The sequence below is a fragment of the Pseudomonas shirazensis genome, from assembly GCF_014268785.2.
GTDB classification, from domain to species: Bacteria; Pseudomonadota; Gammaproteobacteria; order Pseudomonadales; family Pseudomonadaceae; genus Aquipseudomonas; species Aquipseudomonas shirazensis.
This window is the reverse complement of the sequence record NZ_JABWRD020000003.1, coordinates 287,805-311,652: the sequence shown is the minus strand read 5'-3', so window position 1 is coordinate 311,652 and position 23,848 is coordinate 287,805. Positions and strand designations below refer to the sequence as shown.

21 protein-coding genes are annotated in these 23,848 nt (G+C 62.8%); 8 read left to right on the top strand and 13 right to left on the bottom strand.

Annotation, left to right across the window (positions count from 1 at the left end):
- Window positions 1–14 precede the first annotated feature (14 nt).
- Entirely contained in the window at window positions 15–173 is a 159-nt protein-coding gene (locus HU736_RS17320; RefSeq protein WP_101322414.1) for a YqaE/Pmp3 family membrane protein, read from the bottom strand.
- Window positions 174–388: 215 nt separating this feature from the next.
- Window positions 389–1,612: an aspartate aminotransferase family protein gene (locus HU736_RS17315; protein WP_186700434.1), complete on the bottom strand. Its 1,224-nt coding sequence runs from the start codon at window positions 1,610–1,612 to the stop codon at window positions 389–391.
- Window positions 1,613–1,779: 167 nt separating this feature from the next.
- On the opposite strand from HU736_RS17315, the gene HU736_RS17310 reads away from it, so the two are divergent.
- Window positions 1,780–2,703, top strand: coding sequence for a LysR family transcriptional regulator (locus HU736_RS17310; RefSeq protein WP_103435213.1), 924 nt, complete (start codon window positions 1,780–1,782; stop codon window positions 2,701–2,703).
- 256 nt (window positions 2,704–2,959) lie between these two features.
- On the opposite strand, the gene HU736_RS17305 is transcribed toward HU736_RS17310, so the two are convergent.
- From HU736_RS17305 to bioB, 9 genes are all read right to left on the bottom strand, one after another.
- Window positions 2,960–4,738 (bottom strand): acyl-CoA dehydrogenase C-terminal domain-containing protein, encoded by a 1,779-nt coding sequence (locus tag HU736_RS17305; RefSeq protein ID WP_186700436.1) that lies wholly within the window; start codon window positions 4,736–4,738, stop codon window positions 2,960–2,962.
- 136 nt (window positions 4,739–4,874) lie between these two features.
- Entirely contained in the window at window positions 4,875–6,158 is a 1,284-nt protein-coding gene (locus tag HU736_RS17300) for a GGDEF domain-containing protein (RefSeq protein WP_103435215.1), read from the bottom strand.
- A 210-nt stretch (window positions 6,159–6,368) separates the two neighbouring features.
- Entirely contained in the window at window positions 6,369–8,174 is a 1,806-nt protein-coding gene (locus tag HU736_RS17295; protein ID WP_186700438.1) for a phenylacyl-CoA dehydrogenase, read from the bottom strand.
- Between the two features lie 266 nt (window positions 8,175–8,440).
- A complete protein-coding gene (locus HU736_RS17290; RefSeq protein WP_101322420.1) occupies window positions 8,441–8,737 on the bottom strand; it encodes a pyrroloquinoline quinone biosynthesis protein PqqE in 297 nt (98 codons plus the stop codon).
- 124 nt (window positions 8,738–8,861) lie between these two features.
- Window positions 8,862–9,542, bottom strand: coding sequence for a dethiobiotin synthase (gene bioD, locus HU736_RS17285; RefSeq protein WP_186700440.1), 681 nt, complete (start codon window positions 9,540–9,542; stop codon window positions 8,862–8,864).
- A 1-nt stretch (window position 9,543) separates the two neighbouring features.
- A complete protein-coding gene (bioC, locus tag HU736_RS17280) occupies window positions 9,544–10,368 on the bottom strand; it encodes a malonyl-ACP O-methyltransferase BioC (RefSeq protein ID WP_186700442.1) in 825 nt (274 codons plus the stop codon).
- Complete coding sequence (locus HU736_RS17275; protein ID WP_186700444.1) at window positions 10,361–11,092, bottom strand: alpha/beta fold hydrolase; 732 nt, start codon at window positions 11,090–11,092, stop codon at window positions 10,361–10,363. The genes bioC and HU736_RS17275 overlap by 8 nt, the downstream gene beginning before the upstream one ends.
- Window positions 11,085–12,257, bottom strand: coding sequence for an 8-amino-7-oxononanoate synthase (gene bioF / locus HU736_RS17270; RefSeq protein ID WP_186700446.1), 1,173 nt, complete (start codon window positions 12,255–12,257; stop codon window positions 11,085–11,087). The genes HU736_RS17275 and bioF overlap by 8 nt, the downstream gene beginning before the upstream one ends.
- Before the next feature lies 1 nt (window position 12,258).
- Window positions 12,259–13,317 carry a biotin synthase BioB gene (gene bioB, locus HU736_RS17265; protein WP_103435221.1) on the bottom strand — a complete coding sequence of 353 codons (1,059 nt, stop codon included), beginning with the start codon at window positions 13,315–13,317 and terminating at the stop codon, window positions 12,259–12,261.
- Window positions 13,318–13,406: 89 nt separating this feature from the next.
- Between bioB and HU736_RS17260 the strand changes: the two genes are divergently transcribed.
- The 4 genes from HU736_RS17260 (at window position 13,407) to rarD (ending at window position 16,970) form a co-directional block, all read left to right on the top strand.
- A complete protein-coding gene (locus HU736_RS17260) occupies window positions 13,407–14,144 on the top strand; it encodes a ComFC family protein (RefSeq protein ID WP_186700448.1) in 738 nt (245 codons plus the stop codon).
- A 72-nt stretch (window positions 14,145–14,216) separates the two neighbouring features.
- The gene (locus tag HU736_RS17255; protein WP_103435223.1) at window positions 14,217–14,981 is read left to right on the top strand and encodes a TOBE domain-containing protein; all 765 of its coding nucleotides are present in this window, start codon (window positions 14,217–14,219) and stop codon (window positions 14,979–14,981) included.
- Between the two features lie 64 nt (window positions 14,982–15,045).
- Window positions 15,046–16,020, top strand: coding sequence for a serine/threonine protein kinase (locus HU736_RS17250; protein WP_186700450.1), 975 nt, complete (start codon window positions 15,046–15,048; stop codon window positions 16,018–16,020).
- A gap of 62 nt (window positions 16,021–16,082) precedes the next feature.
- Complete coding sequence (gene rarD, locus HU736_RS17245) at window positions 16,083–16,970, top strand: EamA family transporter RarD (protein WP_186700453.1); 888 nt, start codon at window positions 16,083–16,085, stop codon at window positions 16,968–16,970.
- Between the two features lie 363 nt (window positions 16,971–17,333).
- Here the strand turns inward: rarD and HU736_RS17240 are convergent, their stop codons facing one another.
- Window positions 17,334–17,852 (bottom strand): glycine cleavage system transcriptional repressor, encoded by a 519-nt coding sequence (locus tag HU736_RS17240; protein ID WP_101322430.1) that lies wholly within the window; start codon window positions 17,850–17,852, stop codon window positions 17,334–17,336.
- Window positions 17,853–18,301: 449 nt separating this feature from the next.
- On the opposite strand from HU736_RS17240, the gene HU736_RS17235 reads away from it, so the two are divergent.
- Entirely contained in the window at window positions 18,302–20,479 is a 2,178-nt protein-coding gene (locus tag HU736_RS17235) for a malate synthase G (RefSeq protein WP_103435225.1), read from the top strand.
- Window positions 20,480–20,515: 36 nt separating this feature from the next.
- On the opposite strand, the gene HU736_RS17230 is transcribed toward HU736_RS17235, so the two are convergent.
- On the bottom strand, window positions 20,516–20,959 hold the full coding sequence (locus tag HU736_RS17230; protein WP_103435226.1) for a response regulator: 444 nt from the start codon (window positions 20,957–20,959) through the stop codon (window positions 20,516–20,518).
- A gap of 226 nt (window positions 20,960–21,185) precedes the next feature.
- Here HU736_RS17230 and HU736_RS17225 point away from each other — a divergent pair, with 226 nt between their 5' ends.
- The gene (locus HU736_RS17225; RefSeq protein ID WP_186700455.1) at window positions 21,186–23,123 is read left to right on the top strand and encodes a DUF294 nucleotidyltransferase-like domain-containing protein; all 1,938 of its coding nucleotides are present in this window, start codon (window positions 21,186–21,188) and stop codon (window positions 23,121–23,123) included.
- Entirely contained in the window at window positions 23,120–23,833 is a 714-nt protein-coding gene (locus tag HU736_RS17220) for a 3'-5' exonuclease (RefSeq protein WP_186700457.1), read from the top strand. The genes HU736_RS17225 and HU736_RS17220 overlap by 4 nt, the downstream gene beginning before the upstream one ends.
- Window positions 23,834–23,848 lie beyond the last annotated feature (15 nt).

The window sequence follows — 23,848 nt, the reverse complement described above, 5'->3', positions numbered from 1 at the left end:
CGGCCCTCGTCACGTCAGCGCTTGGCGATGATATACACCGCGTGGATGATGCCGGGGATATAACCCAGCAACGTCAACAGGATGTTCAGCCAGAACGCACCGGCAAAGCCGACCTGCAGGAACACGCCAAGCGGCGGCAGAAGGATCGCGATAATGATGCGAATGAAGTCCATGCATGTCTCTCCGTCAGTGGTTACTACACAGACTCGCGCGCTTGCGCAGAGGTTCCGCAGGCGGCGGTATTGCGCTCGCGGGTAGGGTTTGCCGAATGAGCGTAATCCGCTCCTACAGCGTGCACAAAAAAACGCCCCGGGCCGAATAAGACAGGCCAGGGGCGATGCGCAGAAACGCCAGACGGTTCGTTGAAATAAGTGAGCGCTATTGCCGATCAGGCGCGCATCTCGCGACGGTTGTGCTGTTGCCCGTGCAGCCGGGCAAAGGCTCTGGCCAGCTTCAGCAGCATCTCGTCGACAAGCCCGCGGCTAATCGTCAGCGCCGGGGCAAAGCGGACTACATCGGGCTGGGGCGCCTGCAGCAACAAGCCCTCCTGCAATGCCGCCTGCACCAACGCTGGCGCCACCTCATCGTGTAACTGCAGCGCCCACAGCAGACCCTGCCCGCGCACCACGCCATGACCATAACGCCCAGACAACCTGCTCAAGCCTTCGCGCAGGTGGCGGCCGCGGTCCTTGATCTGCTCGAAGAAGCCAGGCGCGAGCACGCTCTCCAGTACCGCCAGGCCGGCTGTGCACATCAGTGCATTGCCGTGCTGGCTGCCTTGCAACTCGCCAGGCTCGGCGCAGCAGGCGCTGCCGCGGGCCAGCAGCGCGGCGACCGGCACGCCACCCCCCAGGCCTGTGCCAAGGGCGATGATGTCGGCACGCACGTCATATCGCTGTTCGGCCAACAACGCACCGCAGCGGCCGATGCCGGTCAGTACTTCGTCGAAAATCAGCAGAATGCCCAGCTCGCGGCACAGCCGTTCGACACCCTGGAGATACTCGCGGCTGGCCGGGATAACGCCGGCCTCGCCCTGGATCGGTTCGAGCATGATCGCGACCGTGCGCGAGTCGACGGCGGCGTGCAGTGCGCTCAGGTCGTTGAACGGCACCTGGCTGAAGCCCGACGTATCCAGACCGCGCCCGTGGCAAGCCTGGCTGGCCGTAATGACATGATCGGCGCCGCTGCGATGCAGTTGGCCCCATTTACGCGCCAGGCGGATCGCCGTTGCGCACGCTTCGGCACCGCTGTTGAGCAGGTATGCCTGGTCACTGCCGGTGCTCTGGCAAAGCTTCTGCGCCAGCAGCAACTGGTTGTGGTTGGTTAGCTGCCCGCCGCAGTTAAGCAATGTCTGGGCCTGAGCACTCAGCGCTTCGCTCACCACTTGTGGGCAATGGCCGAGACTGTTGCCTGCACTGCCTTGAGTGAAGTCCAGATAAGCCCGACCGTCGTTGTCCCATAACCACGAGCCCTGCCCACGCACAAAAATCGGCGCAGGCAGCGCGGCGGACGCCATCAGCCATTCGCTCGATAGCGACGCGGCAGCTGCCGGTGCTGCTGGTACAGGTTCGACCACCGCGACAGCTGGCCGACGCAGCTTGAACAGATTCATCAGAACTCCAGACCGATCTTTCAGCGTGGCCTATCAAAAGTGTTTTTCAGCGACTGCAACAATCGGTCGCTGCAACAGCAGGTAAATGCTTGAAAACGCCGCTAGACTAGGCACAACCGGGCACCCTGGCCATTTCGATTTCCCAGCTTTTTCGATAAGTGTTGCTTATGGATTTTCGCCAACTGCGTTATTTCGTCGCGGTCTATGAAGAAGGCCACGTCGGCCGTGCTGCCGAACGCCTGTCACTGTCGCAACCGGCCTTGTCCCAGCAGATTCGGCAACTGGAACACAGCCTCGACCTGAGCCTGTTCGAGCGCAGCAACAAGCGCCTGCTGCCGACCCTGGCCGCGCACACCTTGTACAACCATGCCCAGCCCTTGCTCGACGGTTTACAGCGCGCCCATGAGGCTATGCGCAGCTTCAAAGGCCAGGCACTGCGTACCCTCGCCATCGGTGTCCTGCAGACCGTCCGCCCCGGGCTGGTGCCGCAGTTGCTGGAGCGCGTGCGCCGGGCGCAGCCGCATTTGGTGGTGCAGATCTACGAGCTGTCGGGGCTGGAGATCGAGCGGCGTCTGCTCAATGGCAATCTGGATATCGGCATCAGCTATCTGCCGCCGCGCCAGGCAGGCCTGCACGGGCTGATGCTGTATGAAGATGAGCTGCAACTGGTCATCCCCAACACTCATCAGTTGAAGGACTTCAAGAAGGTCTCGATCAGGCAGGCGGCCGAATTGCCGCTGCTTATGCTGGGTGAAGAGTTTCAGATCCGCCAGATCTGGAAGGAGCAGCTGGCCAGCCAGGGCCGCAGGCCGCAGGTACAGGCCGAAATGAACAACATGGCGGGAATCCTCGACAGCCTGGCGCACACCTCGCTGGCAACCATCCTGCCAGGGCGCGCCAAGGCGGCGGCCGAGGATGATCAGGGGCTACTGTGGAAGCCCCTCAGCGAACCCCGCGTACCACTCAAGGTTGGCCTGGTGTTTCGCGATGCGCAGCGCCAACAGGCTTCGCTGGAGCTGTTGCGCACATTGCTCGAAGAAGAAACCGACGGTCGCCCGCTGGGCGTGTCGCCGCTGGACGTACTGGGCTGACGGCAAAAACCACGCAACAAAGAAAACCCCGCCTAAGCGGGGTTTTCCAGACTGTTTCCCTGACATCCCTATCGCCTCACCATCCTGGCGAGATTCCTTCGTGTCCCTGTTCTGTCCTTTACGCTTCCTGCGTTCCGTCCATGTGAGAAATATTAGCTGTGGATCCAATCTGAAGATAGAGGCGAAAAGTCACCACGTCGTGTAGGAAAAGGCTTACAGATCACCCCAGCTTTGTTACGGCATGCAACGCCGGCGATCAGAACTGCGCGGCATCCAGCAGATACAGCGACTCGCTACCCGCCTTCACCGAAGCCACCAGCGAATCCACCCGCGGCAGCAACCGCGCGAAGTAGAACCGCGCCGTGCCCAGCTTGCCCTGATAGAAGGCCGCATCGCCCTCGCCTGCCTTGGCTGCCTGGGCCATGCGCGCCCACATATACGCGTATGCGACATAGCCGAACGCGTGCAGGTACTCAACCGAAGCTGCACCGATCTCGTTCGGGTTGAGCTTGGCCTGTTCGATAACCCACTCGGTCAGCCCATCCAATTGATCCAGGGCAGTGGCCAATGGCAGGGTAAATTCGCCCAGCTCGCTATCGGCACCAGCCACGAACTGGCGAATTTCGTCGGCAAACACCTGGTACAACGCGCCACCGCTGGCGACCACCTTGCGGCCCATCAGGTCCAGCGCCTGAATACCGTTGGTGCCCTCGTAGATCTGGGTGATGCGCGCGTCGCGCACCAGTTGCTCCTGGCCCCACTCACGGATGTAACCGTGGCCGCCAAACACCTGCTGGCCATGCACGGTGCATTCAAGCCCGGTGTCGGTCATGAACGCCTTGGCCACCGGGGTCAGCAATGCCACCAGGTCCTCGCTGCGCTTGCGCATGGTCGGATCTTCGCTGTACTTGGCGTTGTCCAGTTGCAGGGCAACGTAGGTGGAGAATGCTCGACCGCCTTCGATCAAGGCTTTCATGGTCAGCAGCATGCGCCGCACATCCGGGTGGACGATGATCGGGTCGGCGACTTTGTCTTTTGCCTGTGCGCCGATTGGCGAGCGGCTTTGCAGGCGATCGCGGGCGTACTCGACGGCGTTCTGATAAGAGCGCTCGGCCGAGGCCAGGCCTTGAATACCGACGCCCAGGCGCTCGTAGTTCATCATGGTGAACATGGCCGCCAGGCCCTTGTTCGGCTCGCCGACCAGGTAGCCGACCGCGCCGTCGAAGTTCATCACGCAGGTCGCCGAGCCCTGAATGCCCATCTTGTGCTCGATCGAGCCGCAGTGGGCCGAGTTGCGCTCACCCAGGCTGCCGTCGTCGTTGACCAGGAACTTGGGCACCAGCAGCAGGGAAATGCCCTTGGGCCCCGCGGGTGCGTCCGGCAGCTTGGCCAGCACCAGGTGAATGATGTTTTCGGTCAGGTCGTGCTCGCCACCGGTGATGAATATCTTGGTCCCACTGACCTTGTAACTGCCATCCGCCTGCGGCTCGGCCTTGGTACGGATGATGCCCAGGTCGGTGCCGGCATGGGCCTCGGTCAGGCACATCGAGCCGGCCCAGACGCCGCTGTACATGTTCGGCAGGTATTTGTGCTTGAGCACTTCGCTGGCATGGGCGTTGATCGACAGGCAGGCCCCTGCGGTGAGCATCGGATACAGCCCAAACGACAGGCTCGAGGCGTTGATCATTTCTTCGACCTGAGCCGAGATCGCCTTGGGCATGCCCATGCCGCCAAACTGCGGATCACCGCCAACACCGACCCAGCCGCCTTCGGCGTAGGTCTGGTAAGCCTCGATGAAACCGGCCGGGGTGCGTACGCTGCCGTTGTCCCAGTGGCAGCCCTCTTCATCGCTGGCGCGGTTGAGCGGCGCGATGCTGCGGGCGGTGACCTTGCCGGCTTCTTCCAGCACCGCCAGAGCGGTGTCCTGGTCGACCGCCTCGGCCAGCTCGGGCAGCTGTGCCCACAGGGTGGCCACGTCGAAGACTTCATTGAGAACGAAGCGCATATCACGCAGGGGCGCTTTATAGTCAGCCATGGACAACCTCTCACTAGTCGGGTCGGGGCGGTCCTGGCGAGGACCGCGGCACTGGAGTGAAATCAGTGTAACCGAACAACTTTTGCGAGACATAGGGTCATCACGTGACCCTACAGTCAACCTTAGTCAACCTAAGTTATGCCATTCGCACAGCGCCGCGGCGTGATTGGTGGCCGAACATCACTACACAGTTACGCCCGGCAGCCTTGGCGCTGTACAGCGCCTCGTCGGCAGATTTGAGCACTGCCTCGGGGTTGCGGTGGTCGATCAAGCGTTCGGCCACGCCGATGCTGATGGTGACCGATACGGTAGCGCTGGCCGAGCCGCTGCGCCGTTGCCGGCCGGCGCTATCGTCCTGCGGGCGGCTGTTCTGGTCGCGCAGCTGGATGGCGTAGTTGGCAATCATCTCGCGTACCGCTTCCAGGTGCGGCAGACATTCTTCGGCAGTCTTGCCGGCAAACACCAGGGCGAACTCTTCGCCGCCATAGCGGTAAGCCCGACCGCCCCCCGTCACTTTCGACAGCCGGCTGGCAACCAGCCGCAGCACCTGATCACCGACGTCGTGGCCGTGGGTATCGTTGAATTTCTTGAAGTGGTCAACGTCGGTCATGGCAATCACGTAGTTGCGCCCCAAGCGCTGCATACGCTCGTTCAGCGCACGCCTGCCGGGCAAGCCGGTGAGCTCGTCGCGGAAGGCCATCTGATAGGCCTCGTGGGCGACCGCTGCGGCAATCATCAGCATGACCTGGCTGCACATGATGTTCAGGGTGAACGGCAGGATGAAGGTTTTCGGCAACATCCAAAGCAGGCCCAGCAAGCCGATGATCTGCGCCGCATGCAGCGGTCGCGGCTGGCGCAGGTACTGCACCGCCAGCAGGATGAAGACGATGACGAAGACCGGGTACGCCAGCTGGATCAGGCTCATCCACTGACCGTGCAGCGACGGCCAGCGGATCTCCGCCAGCCAGCCCAGCAGCGCCTCCGGAAAGCTCTGCTGCAAGGCCACCGCCACGCTGCCGACGGCAAACAGTACGGCAAAGCGGGCGAGCATGTCCTGGGCCAGATGGGTGCGTTCCTGCCAGGCGGCGAACAGGCCGAACAACGCAGGTAGCAGCAGGCAGACCAGATGGAAGATTACTGCAGCGTCTTCACGCACGCGGCCGTTGTCGCGATAGAAGTCAGTCTGGGTGTCGAGCAGGTAGTAAGCGATATACACCGTGACCATCAGAAACAGCTCACGCTGCCGGCGATACACCGCGCAATAGGCGCCGCCGAGCAGCAGCACCATGGTTGGCAGCACATTGAACAAAGACGTGAAGAAGACGCTGAGGTCTCTCACATAGGCCGCCGCCAGCCCCGACACCAGTAACACCAGTGACGGCAGGAAATGGCTTACGCGTACAGCGGATAACTGAAACAAGGGTATCTCCAACCCGGCAGATCAATAATGGCATTGTGCCTTTACTTCATCGGCAACGCACATGAATAGATGAGTACACCAGATGTTTAACGGCAGGCGTGGAGCCAGGCTTAGCTTTTTCTGTGCAGGGGGCTACGCGGCACGGACGAGCGTTCACAAAAAAACCGCCTGCCGGTGAGGGCAGGCGGTTTTTGATGTTGCCAGCGCGGCTTAGATGGCCAGGCCGAAGTCTTCTTCTTTCATCGCCATCAGGTTACCGGCACCGGACAGCATGGTCGCTGCATGGGTTCGGGTACGCGGCAGGATACGCTGGAAGTAGAAGCGTGCGGTCTGCAGCTTGGCGGTGTAGAACGCTTCTTCGCTGGTGCCGGCGGCGAGTTTTTCAGCTGCCAGACGGGCGATATCAGCCCAGAAGTAGGCCAAGCAAGCGTAGCCCGAGTACATCAGGTAATCGACCGACGCGGCACCGACCTCTTCACGGTCTTTCATGGCGGCCATGCCGACTTTCATCGTCAGTTCGCCCCACTCCTTGTTGATCGCCGCCAACGGCTCGACGAATTCCTTGACCGCTTCGTTGCCTTCCTGAGCCTGGCAGAACTTGTGCACGATCTTGGTGAAGCCCTTGAGCGCTTCGCCCTGGGTCATCAGCACTTTACGCCCGAGCAGGTCGAGGGCCTGGATGCCGGTGGTACCCTCGTAGAGCATCGAGATGCGGCTGTCGCGCACGTTCTGCTCCATGCCCCACTCGGCGATGAAGCCATGGCCGCCGTAGATCTGCACGCCATGGTTGGCGGCTTCGAAACCGACCTCGGTCATGAACGCCTTGGCGATCGGGGTCATGAAGGCCAGCAATGCATCGGCCTTCTTGCGGGCTTCTTCGTCCTTGCTGTACTTGACGATATCGACCTGCTGCGCGGTGAAGTAGACCATCGCCCGGTTGCCTTCGGCAAAGGCCTTCATGGTCAGCAGCATGCGCCGTACATCAGGGTGGACGATGATCGGGTCAGCGGCCTTTTCAGGTGCCTTGGGGCCGGTCAGCGAGCGCATCTGCAGACGGTCGCGGGCGTATTTAAGGCCACCCTGGAATGCCACTTCAGCGTGGGCCAGGCCTTGCAGCGCGGTACCCAGGCGAGCGGTGTTCATGAAGGTGAACATGCAGTTCAGGCCTTTGTTGGCCGGGCCAATCAGGTAACCGGTAGCGCCGTCGAAGTTCATCACGCAGGTGGCGTTACCGTGGATGCCCATCTTGTGCTCGAGCGAGCCGCAGCTGACGCCGTTGCGCTCGCCGATGGCGCCATCGGCGCTCGGCAGGAACTTGGGCACGATGAACAGCGAAATACCTTTGGTGCCAGCAGGGGCATCCGGCAGCCGCGCCAACACGATGTGGACGATGTTGTCGGCCATGTCGTGCTCACCGGCCGAGATGAAGATCTTGGTCCCGGAAACCTTGTAAGAGCCATCCGCCTGCGGCTCAGCCTTGGTCCGCAGCATGCCCAGGTCAGTGCCGCAGTGCGGCTCGGTCAGGCACATGGTGCCGGTCCATTCACCGGTGACCAGTTTGCTCAGGTAGGTGTCCTGCTGCTCGGCGGTGCCGTGCTCGGAAATGGTGTTCATCGCGCCATGGGACAGGCCTGGGTACATGCCCCAAGACCAGTTGGCTTCACCGACCATCTCGCTGACCGCCAGGCCCAGCGACTCAGGCAGGCCCTGGCCGCCGTGAGCAACATCATGGGCCAGGCTCGGCCAGCCGCCTTCGACGAACTGTTTGTAGGCTTCCTTGAAGCCAGTCGGGGTCTGCACACCCGACTCGCTCCACTTGCAGCCTTCAAGGTCGCCAACGCGGTTCAGCGGCGCCAGCACGTTCTCGCAGAACTTGGCACCTTCCTCAAGGATCGCAGCGACCATGTCGGGCGTGGCTTCCTCGCAACCCGGCAGGCTCTGGTAGTGCGCTTCATAGCCGAGCAGTTCGTCGCGAACGAAGCGAATATCACGCAGAGGGGCTTTGTATTCAGGCATTGCGATGAACCTCTTGAGGAGTCCGGTGGAGTGAGCGCCGACAGCAACCGGCACTCGATCAAACAGTTGTTTGAAACTTACGTTTAGGTGCAAACAAAGTCAAGAAGGGACTATGGTGCCATTTATGTCGCGAAACATGGCGTATCTGCCATGCACCCGTAAATGCAACTGCGGGCCTGACTGCAGAGGGCAACCGAGCAGACAACGGTGTTGTCTGGTCAGCGCCATCGCAGTCAGGCCCGCAGAGGTTTCAGCGAGATTAGCAATCAGGCGTAGGTGTCGATGAAGCGGCCGAGCAGTTCGTCGGAAGCCTTGGCGACTTTCACACCAAGCTCGACTTCAGTCTTGCCCAGCGCCAACTGCACCGTGCTGGTGGCCATGTCCATTTGCTGGCTGCGGTCGACAGCGCGCAAGCGCTCGGCCTGATAGTCGCTGGACTGGCTGGTGGCGGCACGTTCGACGGTGCCGTTGGCGATCTGGCTGGCGGCCTGATCAACGCGGTTCTGGCCCGCCTGAATGGCGCCAAGACCTGCGTAGTAGGCAGAGCTACCGGTGATTTCCATGTCAAAACTCCGATGACGCTGGATAACGGACAAACTTCATTAAAGCAGGCCAACGCCGAAAAGGCCCGTTTAAATCGCTAATAGCCTAGTGCCAGCTGATAGACCGAGGGTATGCGGACGGAGCTTAATCAAGCAGATCAAGCTGCAGATGTTCGGCCACGGCATCGGCGCTGGCTTGCTTGAGTTTGGGCACCCGCCCCAGGCACGGCGCGGGTAGGCGTTCGGCGAGGCTGGCCAGGTTTTCTTCCAGCCGCGAGGTGCGCGGCTCAATCACATTGGCCACCCAGCCGGCCAGCTGCAGGCCATCGCGGGCAATTGCTTCGGCACTTAACAGCGCGTGATTGATGCAGCCCAGGCGGACGCCGACCACCAGGATCACCGGTAGCTTCAGCGCGATCGCCAGATCGGACAGGTTGGCATGGTCCGACAACGGCACCCGCCAACCGCCGGCACCTTCGATCAAGGTGAAGTCGGCGCCCTCTGCCAGAATCCCCTGCATCGCCTTGAGCAAAGCGGGCACCGCCAGCGCCACGCCCGCTTCGCGCGCAGCCAGGTGCGGGGCGATCGCTGGCTCGAAAGCGAACGGATTGACCCGGTCATAAGGCAACTGGAGTGTGCTTTGATCGATCAGGGCAAGCGCATCGGCATTGCGCAGGCCCTTGCTGGTCACCGCGCACCCCGACGCGACTGGCTTGGCCGCAAGGGTGCTCAAGCCTTGCAGGCGGGCCGCATGGAGCAAGCCGGCAGCGATGGTGGTCTTGCCCACGTCTGTGTCGGTACCGGCAATGAAATACGCTTGGCTCATGTCATTCCCCAGCCTGCAGCGGCTTGCGCAGCACGGCATACACCACCTGATAGGTGGCCGGCAGGCCGGACGGCTGGCGCCAGTGTTCGTAGGCCTGCAGCAAACCCTGCATGCGCGCCCGCCCCGTTAGGCCAGCCGGCCGGCCGGGATTGAGGTTATGCGCACCCAGCGCCTTCAATTCATGGGTCAGGCTGCGTACATCGGGGTAGTGCAGCACCTGCGCACGCTGTTGCAGATCGAGCAGCTGCAGGCCGCTGCCGGCACATAGCCGCTGGTAATCGTCAAACCGGCGGAAGCGGTTGACGTGGATCATGCCGTCTACTGCCTGCCAACTGGCGCGCAACTCTTCCAGAGTGCCTACGCACAGGCTGCTGAGCGCCAGCACTCCACCAGCGCGCAACACCCGCTGTGCTTCGCTGAGCACGCTGGCGAACTGGCTGCACCACTGCACGGCCAGGCTACTGAAAATCAAATCGACACTGGCGTCCTGCAGCGGCAGGCGTTCGGCATCGCCGACCACGTGAAACTGCGCGCCACCTTGCTGCCGAGCGTGACCCAGCATGCCTTCGGCAATGTCCACGGCCACGCCGACAGCGCCGGCAAAGCGCTCGGCCAGCACGCGGCTGAAGTGACCGGTGCCGCTGCCCAGGTCGAGCCAGCGGCTTGGGGTCAGATCAGCCGGCAACTGCTCGAGCAAAGCCACACCGACGGCGCGCTGCAACGCGGCAACGCTGTCATAACTGGCAGCAGCGCGAGAAAACGACGCCGCCACCTGGCGTTTGTCAGGCAAGCCGCCCGGCAGGGTCGGATGGGACAGATCAGTCATCGCCGCTCTCGTGCAAAAAATTCTTGATGCCCGCCGCCAGATCCTGCGGATATTCCAGCAGGAAGGCATGCGAGGTGTTTTCAACCAGACCGACCTCGACGTCCGGGACCAGCTCGCACAGCGCCTTGGCTGCCTCTGCCGGGACCAGCACATCGCTGCCGGCAAACAGGTGCAACTGCGGCCCGGTGTACTCCACCAAGGCGTCGCGGGTATCCAGCTTGCCCAGCACCTTCAGGCCGCTCATCAGGTACAGCGGATCAGTGCTCGGCAGGCCGACATTGAGTTGCTTGAGCACGGCCAGTTGATCCGGCGCGCCCTGGGTACACAACGAGCGAAAGCGCTTCAGGGTGACCTGCAGATGGCTGCGACAGCCGTCGACAAAGGTGCTGAAGGTGTCTGCCGGCATGCCGTGCGGCCAGTCGGCGCGGCTTACGAAACTAGGATTACTGGCCAGGGTCAGCAGGCCGCAGCAGCGATCACCGCGCTTGCGCGCCAGTTCGCTGGCAAGCATCCCGCCCAGTGACCACCCGCCCAGCCAGGTATCCTGGGGCAGGGTGCGATCAAGATGCTCGACCCAGGCCTGGACATCGCCGTCGGGCAATTCCGGCAGCGGCAGCAGGTCGACCTGCAAGCGCGAATCCTGCGCGCGCAGGCTTGCCGCCAATGGATGCAGTGCAGCAGTACCCAGCCCCCAGCCGGGCAAGAGAATCAGGCGATTACGCATCGGCGCGCTCCAGTTGTGGATAACAGTCTGCCAATGCATTCAACAATAGCTGCACCTGCGCCTCGGTGTGCGCCGCGCTCAAGGTCACCCGCAGCCGCGCACTGCCGGCTGGTACTGTCGGCGGGCGGATAGCGGTCACCAGCAAGCCGCGTTCGCGCAGCATCTGCGACAGGCGCACAGCACGGCCGCTGTCGCCGATCAGGATCGGCTGAATCGGCGTCTGACTGTCCATCAGTTGCAGGCCGATCTGCTCTGCCCCCTCGCGGAACTGGCGGATCAACGCCGCCAACTGCTCGCGCCGCCAGCTTTCGTCACGCAGCAGCTGCAGGCTCTTGAGCGTGGCGCAGGCCAGCGCCGGCGGTTGGCTGGTGGTGTAGATGTAGGGCCGAGCGAACTGCACCAGTGCCTCGATCAAATCATCACTGCCGGCAACAAACGCACCTGCGGTGCCGCAGGCTTTGCCGAGGGTGCCGATCAACACGGGCACCTGCTCCAGACCAAGGCCGAAGTGCTCGACAATTCCGCCGCCGTTGGCGCCCAGGGTGCCGAGGCCGTGGGCATCATCGACCATCAGCCAGGCATTCGCTGCGCGGGCGGTCGCGGCCAGTGCGGGCAGGTCGGCGAGATCGCCATCCATGCTGAACACGCCATCGGTAACCACCAGGGTATTGCCGGTCGCCCGCTGCAGGCGGCTGGCCAGGCTCTGCACATCGTTGTGCAGATAACGATTGAAGCGCGCACCGCTGAGCAGGCCGCCATCGAGCAGCGAAGCGTGGTTGAGGCGGTCTTGCAGCACCGTGTCGCCCTGTCCGACCAACGCGGTGATGGCACCGAGGTTGGCCATGTAGCCGGTGGAAAACAGCAGCGCACGCGGCCGCCCGGTCAGCTCGGCCAGGGCTTCTTCAAGCTGGTGATGCGGGGTGCTGTGGCCGATGACCAGATGCGAAGCACCGCCACCAACACCCCAGCGCTCGGCGCCGGCGCGCCAGGCAGCGATCACCTCAGGATGATTGGCCAGGCCGAGGTAATCGTTGTTGCAGAAGGCCAGCAGCGGCTGGCCGTCGACCACCACCTGCGGCCCCTGCGCGGTCTGCAGCAGCGGCCGTTGCCGATACAGATCGGCCGCACGCCGTTCGGCCAGGCGCGCGGTGAGGTCAAAGGCCATTTCAGGCCGACGCTGCGTCGTAGAACATCTCGCTGCTGCGCTGCTCGACCAGGGCCTGCTCGATGGCTGCCTGATGCACTTCGTCAGCGTGCTCTTCGCGCGCTTCCGGCTTGATCCCGAGGCGGGCGAACAGCTGCATGTCCTTGTCGGCTTGTGGGTTGGCCGTGGTCAGCAGTTTTTCCCCGTAGAAGATCGAGTTGGCCCCGGCCATGAAGGCCAGCGCCTGCATCTGCTCGTTCATCTGCTCACGCCCGGCTGACAGCCGTACGTGCGACTTGGGCATGAGAATCCGTGCGACCGCGAGCATACGGATGAAATCGAACGGGTCGACGTCGGCTTCTTCAGCCAGCGGCGTGCCGGCAACCTTGACCAGCATGTTGATCGGTACCGACTCAGGATGCTCGGGCAGGTTGGCCAGCTGAATCAGCAGCCCGGCGCGGTCGTCCAGCGACTCACCCATGCCGAGGATGCCGCCGGAGCAGATCTTCATGCCGGCGTCACGCACATAGGCCAGGGTCTGCAGGCGCTCGCTGTAGGTGCGGGTGGTGATGATGCTGGCGTAGAACTCAGGCGAGGTGTCGAGGTTGTGGTTGTAGTAGTCCAGGCCAGCCTGGGCCAGCGCGGCGGTCTGGTCCTGGTCTAGCTTGCCGAGGGTCATGCAGGTTTCCAGGCCCAATGCCTTGACCCCTTTGACCATCTCCAGCACGTAAGGCATGTCTTTGGCCGACGGATGCTTCCAGGCCGCGCCCATGCAGAAGCGCGTCGAGCCGATGGCTTTGGCGCGGGCGGCCTCTTCCAGCACCTTTTGCACTTCCATCAGCTTTTGCTTTTCCAGCCCGGTGTTGTAGTGGCCGGACTGCGGACAGTATTTGCAGTCTTCCGGGCAGGCGCCGGTCTTGATCGACAGCAGGGTCGAGACCTGCACACGGTTGGGATCGAAATGCGCGCGGTGCACGCTTTGCGCCTGGAACAACAAATCATTAAAGGGCTGCTGGAACAGCGCCTTGACCTCGGCCAGGCCCCAGTCGTGACGTGTTGTAGCAATTGTGCTGGCGCTCATCGGCGTTTCCTTATCTAGGCTCTGACTGGCGCGCAGGCCAAGAAAGCCGCCAGCGCATCACGGATAGGCGCAATATTTACGGAAGGGCCATGGACTGTCAACCAATACTCAGATGGCTGGTTTACAAATGTACAAATATTAATCAAATGTGTTTGCTGTGTGATGAACCCACTTATCAGCCCTACCCACTGTGCAGCGTCTGCGAGCAGGAATTGCCCTGGCTGGAGGAGCAATGCCTGCGCTGTGCGTTACCGCTGGCCATCGCCGGCCTGCATTGCAGCCCCTGCCACCGCAGGCCACCGGCCTTCAGCCAGGTGATTGCGCCGTGGCATTTCGGCTTCCCGCTGGACAGCCTGATCAGTCGCTTCAAGCATCGCGGGCAGTGGCCCCTCGGTCGTTTGCTGGCGGGCTTGCTCGGGGATGCCTTGGCGCATCGCTACGCCGAAGGCTTGCCCAGGCCGGAATACTTGTTGCCAGTGCCTTTGGCGGCGCGTCGGCTGCGCCAGCGCGGCTTCAATCAGGCCGGTATGCTTGCGCGCTGGCTGTCAGGCCAACTGGGCATCGCCTGCAACGAGCGCTGGCTGCTGCGTAGCCGCGACACCCCGGCCCAGCAAAAACTCGGCGCCAGGGCGCGCCGGCGCAATCTGCGTGAGGCGTTTACCCTGGCGCCTGGCGTTGATGTCGAAGGGCGGCACCTGGCAGTGGTCGACGACGTGCTGACCACCGGCGCCACTGCCCAGGCCATTGCCAAGCTGCTGCGCAAGGCTGGCGCCCAGCGGGTCGATGTCTATTGCCTGGCGCGGACGGCCAAACCTGGCCAGGCCTGAGCGGGCGCCGGGGTTGACTGATGACGCTACGGGAGGCAACTTCGCCAGTCTCACACCGCCTGGCTCAAGCGCATGTCTCTGCCCACCCAGCTCACCCAACACATCGCCCGCCGCCCGCAGCGCATCGCCTTGCTGCAGCACATCGCCGAGCAGGGCTCGATCACCCGCGCGGCGAAGGCTGCCGGGATCAGTTACAAGTCCGCCTGGGACGCCATCGACGAGCTCAACAACCTTGCCGCGCAGCCCTTGGTCGTGCGCAGCACCGGCGGCCGTGGTGGTGGCGGCGCGCAGTTGTCTACAGAGGGCCAGCGCGTGCTGCGCCTTTACTTGCGCCTGCAAGCGCTGCAGGCGCAAGTGCTCGAGGCCGCCGAACACAGTAGCGACCTTGACCTGCTCGGCCGGCTGATGCTGCGCACCAGCGCGCGCAATCAGTTGCAGGGTGAGGTCAGCGCAGTGAGCAGCGAAGGTCGGCATGACCGGGTGACCCTGGCGCTGAGTGGCGGGCTGCAGATTCAAGCGCTGATCACCCGCGACAGCACCGAGCGGCTGGAACTGGCGCCAGGCAGCAAGGTAGTGGCCTTGCTCAAGGCCGGCTGGGTGCACTTGCTCGGCCCGGAGGACACCGCAGAACCAGGCAGCAACACGCTCGGCGCCACGGTCGCAGAAGTGCTCGCTGAAGAAGAGGCCAGCTGCGAAGTGCGCCTACAACTGAGTAATGGCCAGACCCTCTGCGCTTTTGCCGAGAGCCAGTGGCTGACAGCTCATGGGGTGACCACCGGCAGCGAACTACGTGCGCAGTTCCATCCCGCTTATGTACTGCTGGGCGTGCCGGCCTAGCGACCTCCGGTGCGAGGGGTAATGGAGTACCATGGTGCTCACGATGTCGCCCTGCGGAGCTCCAATGTCCCACCCTTTCGATACCCTCACCCCCGACCTGGTCCTTGATGCGGTAGAAAGCCTGGGCTTTCTCAGCGATGCCCGCGTGCTGGCGCTCAACAGTTACGAGAACCGGGTCTATCAGGTAGGCATCGAAGACCAGCAGCCGCTGATCGCCAAGTTCTATCGGCCGGGGCGTTGGACCGACGCACAGATCCACGAAGAACATGCCTTTACCGCCGAGCTTGCCGACTGCGAAGTGCCGGTCGTGGCGCCAATCAGCCATGAAGGCCAGAGCCTGTTCGAACATCAGGGCTTTCGCTTTGCCTTGTTCCCACGCCGCGGCGGCCGGGCGCCAGAGCCGGGCAATCTCGACCAGCTGTATACCCTAGGCCAGTTGCTCGGGCGCCTGCACAAAGTCAGCGCCACGCGGCCGTTCGTGCACCGTGAGTCGCTCGCTGTGGATAACTTCGGGCATGCCTCGCTGCAGACCTTGCTCGACGGCAACTACGTGCCCAAGGAACTGCTACCAGCTTATGAATCGGTCGCTCGCGATCTGCTCAAACGGGTTGAAGCGATCTACGCGCGCACCCCGCACCAGGCCATCCGCCTGCACGGCGACTGCCACCCAGGCAACATCATGCACCGCGAAGACGCCTACCATTTGGTCGATCTGGACGACTGCCGGACGGGCCCGGCAGTGCAGGACCTGTGGATGATGCTCGCCGGCAGCCGCGAAGAACGCCTGGGCCAGTTGGCCGAGCTGATCGACGGCTACAACGAGTTCCACGACTTCGACCCGCGCGAGCTGCCGCTGATCGAGCCGCTGCGGGCCTTGCGCCAGTTGCACTACAGCGCCTGGCTGGCGCGGCGCTGGGACGACCCGGCGTTCCCGCGCAGCTTCCCCTGGTTTGGCCAGCCGCGCTACTGGGGCGATCAGATCCTGGCGTTGCGTGAGCAGATCTCGGCGCTGGACGAAGCGCCGCTGAAATTGTTCTAGGAGCAGGTGCAGGTCTGTCTACAATAGGTGCTGTTATTTAGCTACCTAAGCAAGGATTCGGCATGCACGCTGCAAACCCGCGTCGCGGGTATATTCTCGGCCTGACGGCCTACATCATCTGGGGCCTGTTCCCGCTGTACTTCAAAGCCATTCAGAGCGTGCCGGCGGTCGAGATCATCGTCCACCGGGTGCTCTGGTCGGCGTTGTTCGGTTCGCTGTTACTGCTGGTGTGGAAGCACCCCGGCTGGTGGCGCGAGTTGCGCGACCACCCCAAGCGCCTGGCAATCCTCGCCCTGAGCGGTACGCTGATCGCCGGCAACTGGCTGACCTATGTTTGGGCGGTAAACAACGGGCGCATGCTCGAAGCCAGCCTCGGCTATTACATCAACCCATTGATCAACGTGCTGCTGGGCATGCTCCTGCTCGGCGAGCGTTTGCGGCGGCTGCAGTGGCTGGCGGTCGGCCTGGCAGCGGTCGGGGTCGCGCAGCAGGTGTGGCAGGTTGGCAGCCTGCCGTGGGTGTCGCTGGTGCTGGCGCTGACCTTTGGCTTCTATGGGCTGATTCGCAAGCAGGCACCCGTCGCGGCACTGCCCGGGCTGGTGGTGGAAACCTGGATGCTGGTACCGCTAGCCGCAGGCTGGCTGTTGCTGCACCCGGCTGCCAGCAGCACGCAGGGGGATTTCTTCAGCAGCACTGAAGCGCTCTGGCTGATTGCCGCCGGGCCGGTCACGCTGATCCCGTTGGTGTGCTTCAACGCAGCCGCGCGACACCTGCCCTATACCACCTTGGGCTTCCTGCAGTACCTGGCACCGAGCCTGGTGCTGTTGCAGGCGGTGCTGCTGTTTGACGAGCACCTGTCGTCGAGCACGCTGGTCGCATTCATGTTCATCTGGGCCGGTTTGGCGCTGTACAGCGTGGATGCCTGGCTTAAAGTGCGCAAGCGCACCTGATCAATAAATGACCAAAAGCCTGCAGGCCACAGCTGGCGTGGCCTGCAGCAACCTCTCCAGAGGTTATCCACATGCTGATCCCCGCGCTTTGTGCACAAGCACCTGATTACTGAGCGTTTTTTGCTCAATCCTCGGCAAGCGGCGTGGGCATTGGGCTGAAGCGGTACGCCCCCAGGTTATCCACAGGGACGTCCCCGTAAATCAGGGATAACCGCATTGCCTCGTAGCACTGCTGGGGGCGCTATGCGCCCCTTCGCGACACAAGCCGCTCCTACAGGGACCGCGTACGACTGGTTGGCGCGGATTTTTGTAGGAGCGGCCTCGTGTCGCGAAAGGGCTGCAAAGCAGCCCCAATGCACCCACCTACTCCTCTGCGCGCAGCTCAAGTTCGACCATCAAATCATCGGCCAGCGCTTCCAGGCTCTGCTGCAGATCCTCCAACGAAAGCGCCATCGGCAACGCCAGCAGCGCGTTGGCGTGGAACAGTGGCTCGCTGCTCATCGGCGCCGGGCGCACTTCAGTGGTGAAGCGCTCCAGATTTACCCCCTTGTCTGCCAGCAATCGGGTAATGTCGCGAACGATACCTGGGCGGTCATTGCCCACCAGTTCCATACTGATTGGCTTCCAGTTAGCCGCAGGCTCAGCGCCGCTCTCGGCGATCAGCACGCGGATGTTGTGGCTGATCAGTTGCTCCAGCGCTTTGACCAATTCAGCGTGGGACTCAGTCGGCACCGCCACCCGCAGGATCCCGGCAAACTGCCCGGCCATGCGCGACATGCGGCTTTCCAGCCAGTTGCCGTTGTGGCTGGCGATGCACTGGGCAATCCGTTCTACCTGCCCGGCCTGGTCAGGGGCGATCACGGTCAATACTAGGTGGTCCACTGCGTACTCCTCTGCCCTGCCAAGGTTTCAGCCAGGCCGAACACGGCGCAAAGGCTGGCAATCGAGTGAGTATAGGCAAGCTGTGGCAACCTGCCGCAGGGCAGTCCGAATGACTAATCGTGTACTGTTTCAAGATTTATCTGGAACAATCTACCTGTTTTTTGCGAACATGCGGCTTCCCAGCGTGACCCTATGCGACCAAATGGTCGCACAGCGACGCTTTTAGTCTGATGTTCACCCGCCTGCTGCTTCATGTAGTATGCCCCGACGCGGACTACAAAACGTCGACTGGATGTCTGCCGATGGCGCCTGTGAAAATACGCAAACCGCCCGCCAGCGCGTCTGGCAGGCCGCACCCAGCCGCCTGCGGGCATGTACTGGTGCGTGTTTGAAGAAGCGCTACAGGCTTAATACGATGAGCGAAATAGCTGAGCAGAGTGAGGCAAGCAATGACTGAACACGTTCAAGTCGGTGGCCTTCAGGTCGCCAAGGTGCTGTACGACTTCGTCAACAACGAAGCCATCCCAGGCACCGGCATCGTCGCCAAGGATTTCTGGCTCGGTGCGGAAAAGATCATCAACGACCTCGCTCCGAAGAATAAAGACCTGCTCGCCAAACGCGACCAGCTGCAAGCCCAGATCGACGCCTGGCACCAGGCGCGTCAAGGCCAGGCTCACGACGCCGCAGCCTACAAGGCATTCCTCCAGGAAATCGGTTACCTGCTGCCAGCAGCAGAAGACTTCCAGGCAACCACGCAAAACGTCGACGAAGAAATCGCCCGCATGGCCGGCCCACAGCTGGTAGTACCGGTGATGAACGCGCGTTTCGCCCTCAACGCCGCCAACGCGCGCTGGGGTTCGCTGTATGACGCGCTGTATGGCACCGACGCTATCAGCGAAGAAGGTGGCGCCGAAAAAGGCCAGAGCTACAACAAGGTCCGTGGTGACAAGGTCATCGCCTTCGGCCGCGCCTTCCTCGATCAGGCCGCGCCTCTGGCTGCCGGCTCGCACGTTGACTCCACCGGCTACCGCATCGATGCCGGCAAGCTCGTGGTCGCGCTCAAGGGCGGCAGCAACAGCGGCCTGCGCGACGATGCACAGTTGATCGGCTACCGTGGCGAGGCCTGCGCGCCAACCGCAGTCCTGCTCAAGCACAACGGCCTGCACTTCGAAATCCAGGTCGACGCCAGCACCCCGGTCGGCAGCACTGATGCCGCCGCAGTCAAAGACATCCTGATGGAATCGGCCCTGACCACCATCATGGACTGCGAAGACTCGGTTGCCGCAGTCGATGCCGACGACAAGGTAGTGGTTTACCGCAACTGGCTGGGCCTGATGAAAGGCGACCTGTCGGAAAGCGTCAGCAAGGGCGGCAAGACCTTCACCCGGACCATGAATCCGGACCGCGAGTACACCGCACCGAACGGCGGCAGCGTCAGCCTGCACGGTCGCTCGCTGCTGTTCGTGCGCAACGTTGGTCACCTGATGACCAACCCGGCGATCCTCGACGCGCAGGGCAATGAGATCCCGGAAGGCATCCAGGATGGCCTGTTCACCGGTCTGATCGCCTTGCACAACCTCAAGGGCACCACCACCCGCAAGAACAGCCGCACCGGCAGCGTCTATATCGTCAAACCTAAAATGCACGGTCCGGAAGAAGTGGCGTTTGCCGCAGAAATCTTCAGCCGCGTCGAAGACGTGCTGCAGATGCCGCGCAACACCATGAAGGTCGGCATCATGGACGAGGAGCGCCGTACCACGGTCAACCTCAAGTCGTGCATCAAGGCTGCGGCCGAGCGCGTGGTGTTCATCAACACCGGCTTCCTTGACCGTACCGGCGACGAAATCCATACCTCGATGGAAGCCGGCGCCGTTGTGCGCAAGGGCGCCATGAAGAACGAGAAGTGGATCGGCGCCTACGAGAACAACAACGTCGATGTCGGCCTCGCCACTGGCCTGCAAGGCCGTGCCCAGATCGGCAAGGGCATGTGGGCCATGCCTGACCTGATGGCGGCCATGCTCGAACAGAAGATCGCTCACCCATTGGCCGGTGCCAACACCGCCTGGGTGCCGTCACCGACCGCCGCGGTACTGCACGCCCTGCACTACCACCAGGTTGATGTGCAGGCGCGTCAGGCGGAACTGGCCAAGCGCGCGCCGGCCTCGGTCGATGACATTCTGACCATCCCGCTGGCAGCCGACACCAACTGGTCCGACGAAGAAATTCGCAACGAGCTGGACAACAACGCCCAGGGCATCCTCGGCTATGTCGTGCGCTGGATTGACCACGGTGTGGGCTGTTCGAAGGTGCCGGACATCAACAACGTCGGCCTGATGGAAGACCGCGCCACCCTGCGTATCTCCGCACAATTGCTCGCCAACTGGCTGCGCCACGGCATCGTGCGCGAAGAGCAGGTGCTGGAAAGCCTCAAGCGCATGGCGGCAGTGGTCGATCAGCAGAACGCTGCCGACAGCTCGTACCGGCCAATGGCGCCGAACTTCGACGACAACGTTGCCTTCCAGGCAGCGCTGGAGTTGGTGCTCGAAGGTGCCAAGCAGCCGAACGGCTATACCGAGCCGGTGCTGCACCGTCGCCGCCGCGAGTTCAAGGCGCGCAACGGGTTGTAAGTGGAGAATGCTGGGGCCGCACAGCGGCCCCCAGCTTCACTCGATCCGCAATTCCTTCCTCACCAGCCGCAACAGCTTGTCCAGATCCGGCGGCTTGACCATGAAGTCCAGCACCCCAAGGTGCATCGCCTTGACGGCCTCTGGCACCTGCGATTCCCCCGACACCACTACAATGGGCAGATCTGCCCGCACCGAACTGCGAATCTGCTTGATCAGTTCAAGCCCATCCACTGGCCCCATGCGCAGATCGGTGATCATCATGCCAATACGCGGTTCACGCCTGAGTGCCCGCAACGCAGCCAATGCGCTCGACGCACTGATGCAGCGGATACCTTTGCGATTCAGATACCAGGCCAGGGCCCTACGGCTGAGGATGTCGTCGTCCACCACCAGCACCACCGGCAGTTGCGGTGGTGGCGCGCTGACCAAGGCCAACGCCTCGCGCTCGGCGTCACTCAGAATGTCGTCATGCTCAGCCATGGTCTTCCCGTTGAAATATCGTCTGCACAGCGTATGACCACAAATTCGCCGAATGTGCTATCCGCCCGTGCAGCCTACGTCGCCGAACGGGCGTTATGCCCTCATAGACTTACGTCCAATGGGCACGAACCGGCCGCCAGCCGACCATGGGGACCGAGAACAACAAGGCCGACTTCACTATATATAGTCAGATATATATAGATCGGCACAGCGATACGGTCAGCTCATGAGTAAAAAGGACGCCTACAGCCAAGCCGGCAGAACCGCGGTGTTGCAGAACATCCAGGGCACATTGCAGTTCCTGCAGCGCTTCCCGCCGTTCAAGCAGATGGAACACAGCCATCTGGCCTTTCTGGTGGAGCAGTGCCAACTGCGCTTCCACGCCAGCGGCGAAAGCATCATCAAGCCCGCCGATGGCCCGGTCGAGCACTTCTACATCGTCAAGCAAGGGCGCGTGGTCGGTGAGCGCCAGCACGTCAGCCAGGCCGGGGTGGAAACCACCTTCGAGATCACCAGCGGCGAATGCTTCCCGCTGGCGGCCTTGCTTGGCGAGCGTGCGACCCGCACCGAGCACGTTGCCGGCGAGGACACCTTCTGCCTGCAGCTGAACAAAGCCGCGTTCATTCGCCTGTTCTCGATGTCGGATGTGTTTCGTGATTTTGCGCTGCGCGGCGTCAGCAGTCTCCTCGATCAGGTCAATCAGCAGGTGCGCCACCGTGCGGTAGAAACCCTCGGCAGCCAATATTCCCTGAATACACCGCTGGGCGAGCTGGCCATGCGTCACCCGGTGGTGTGCACTCCGGATATGCCCTTGCGCGAAGCGGTGCGCCTGATGCACGAACAGCAGGTCGGCAGCATCGTGATCATCGACCCGCAGCGCTTTCCGATCGGGATCTTTACCCTGCGCGACCTGCGTCAGGTAGTGGCCGATGCCAGCGCCGAACTGAGCGCGCCGATTGCCCTGCACATGACCGCCGCGCCGTTTTACCTGGCGCCGGATGCGACTGCGTTCGATGCGGCCATGGCGATGACCGAGCGGCATATTGCCCACGTCTGCCTGGTGCATGAGCGGCGCCTGTGCGGGGTGGTGTCGGAGCGTGATCTGTTCTCCTTGCAGCGGGTCGACCTGGTCCATCTGGCGCGCACCATCCGCCATGCGCCACGGCTGGACACCTTGGTGTCGCTGCGCGGCGAGATCAGCCAGCTGGTCGAGCGCATGCTCGCCCACGGAGCTTCGTCGACGCAGATCACCCAGATCATCACCCTGCTCAACGACCACACCGTGTGCCGGGTGATCGAGCTGGCCCTGGCCGAGCGTGGCGATCCCGGCGTAGCGTTCAGCTGGTTGTGTTTTGGCAGTGAAGGCCGCGGTGAACAAACCCTGTTCACCGATCAGGACAACGGCATCCTGTTCGAGGCCGACGATACTGCCCAGGCCGACGCCCATCGGCGCGCCCTGCTGCCGTTGGCGCAGTACATCAACCAGTGCCTGGCGCAGTGTGGTTTCAGCTTGTGCCAAGGCAATATCATGGCCGGCAACCCCGACCTGTGCCTGTCGCGCAGCGAGTGGGCGCGGCGCTTTGCCGGGTTCGTCCGCGAGGCCAGCCCGGAAAACCTGCTCGGCTCTTCCATCTACTTTGACCTGCGCGCGGTCTGGGGCGATGAGCAGGCGGTCGAACAATTGCGCCAGGGCATGCTTGCCCAGGTCCGCGACAACCGCATTTTCCAGCGCATGATGGCCGACAATGCCTTGCGCCAGCGGCCACCAGTGGGGCGTCTGCGCGACTTCGTACTGACCCGCCAAGGCACCGACAAGGCCGCCACCCTCGACCTCAAGGTGCAGGGCCTGACGCCGTTTGTCGACGGCGCCCGTCTGCTCGCCCTGGCCAACGGCATTGGCGCCTGCAACACCCTCGAACGCCTGCGTCAGCTGGTCGCCAGAGAAGTCATCGATGCCCTGGACGGCGCCGCCTTCGAAGAGGCATACCACTTCATCCAGCAGACTCGCATGCAGCAGCATCAACGCCAGAGCCGCGCCAACCAGGCCTACTCCAACCGGCTCGACCCGGACAGCCTCAACCAGCTCGATCGACGGATCCTGCGTGAGTCGCTGCGCCAGGCTCAACGCCTGCAAAGCAGCCTGGCCCTGCGGTACCAGCTATGAGTCTGTTTACCTGGCTACGCCCTTCCCTGCCTGCCGCCGTCGACCCGGCGATGCGCCAGCGCCTGGCGCAATTGCCCAAGCCAGCGCCGCCAGGCGTGCATCCGCTGCGCGAGCAGCGCTGGGTGGTCATCGACCTGGAAACCAGCGGGCTCAACCTAAACCGTGATCAGGTGCTGTCGATCGGTGCGGTGGCGATCGAAGACGGTGCCATCGATTTCAGCCAGCAGTTCGAGCGCACCTTGCACCGCCCGGCGCAGAAGACCAACCCCAGCGTGTTGATCCACGGCCTCGGCCCGGATGCCCTGGCCGCCGGCTCAGCACCGGCAACGGCGCTGCTGGAGCTGCTCGAGTTCATCGGCGACAGCCCACTGCTGGCGTTCCACGCGCCGTTCGATCAGCACATGCTCGGCCGCGCCTTGAAAGACAGCCTCGGCCATCGCTTGCAGCACAGCTTTTACGACGTGGCCGAAATCGCGCCGATGCTCAACCCCGACACGGTAATGCGCGAGGCCGGCCTGGACGACTGGATCGGCCACTTCGGCCTGCAGGTGGATGAGCGCCATCATGCCAGTGCCGACGCCCAGGTCACCGCCGAGTTGGCCCTGATCCTGTTCAGCCAGGCCCGCCGGCAGCAGCTCGACAGCCCCCTGCAACTGAGCACGCGCCTGCAGCAATGGCGCCGGCGCAAGGCTCAGAGTCACAGTTGGTAATAGCTATCCGATAGA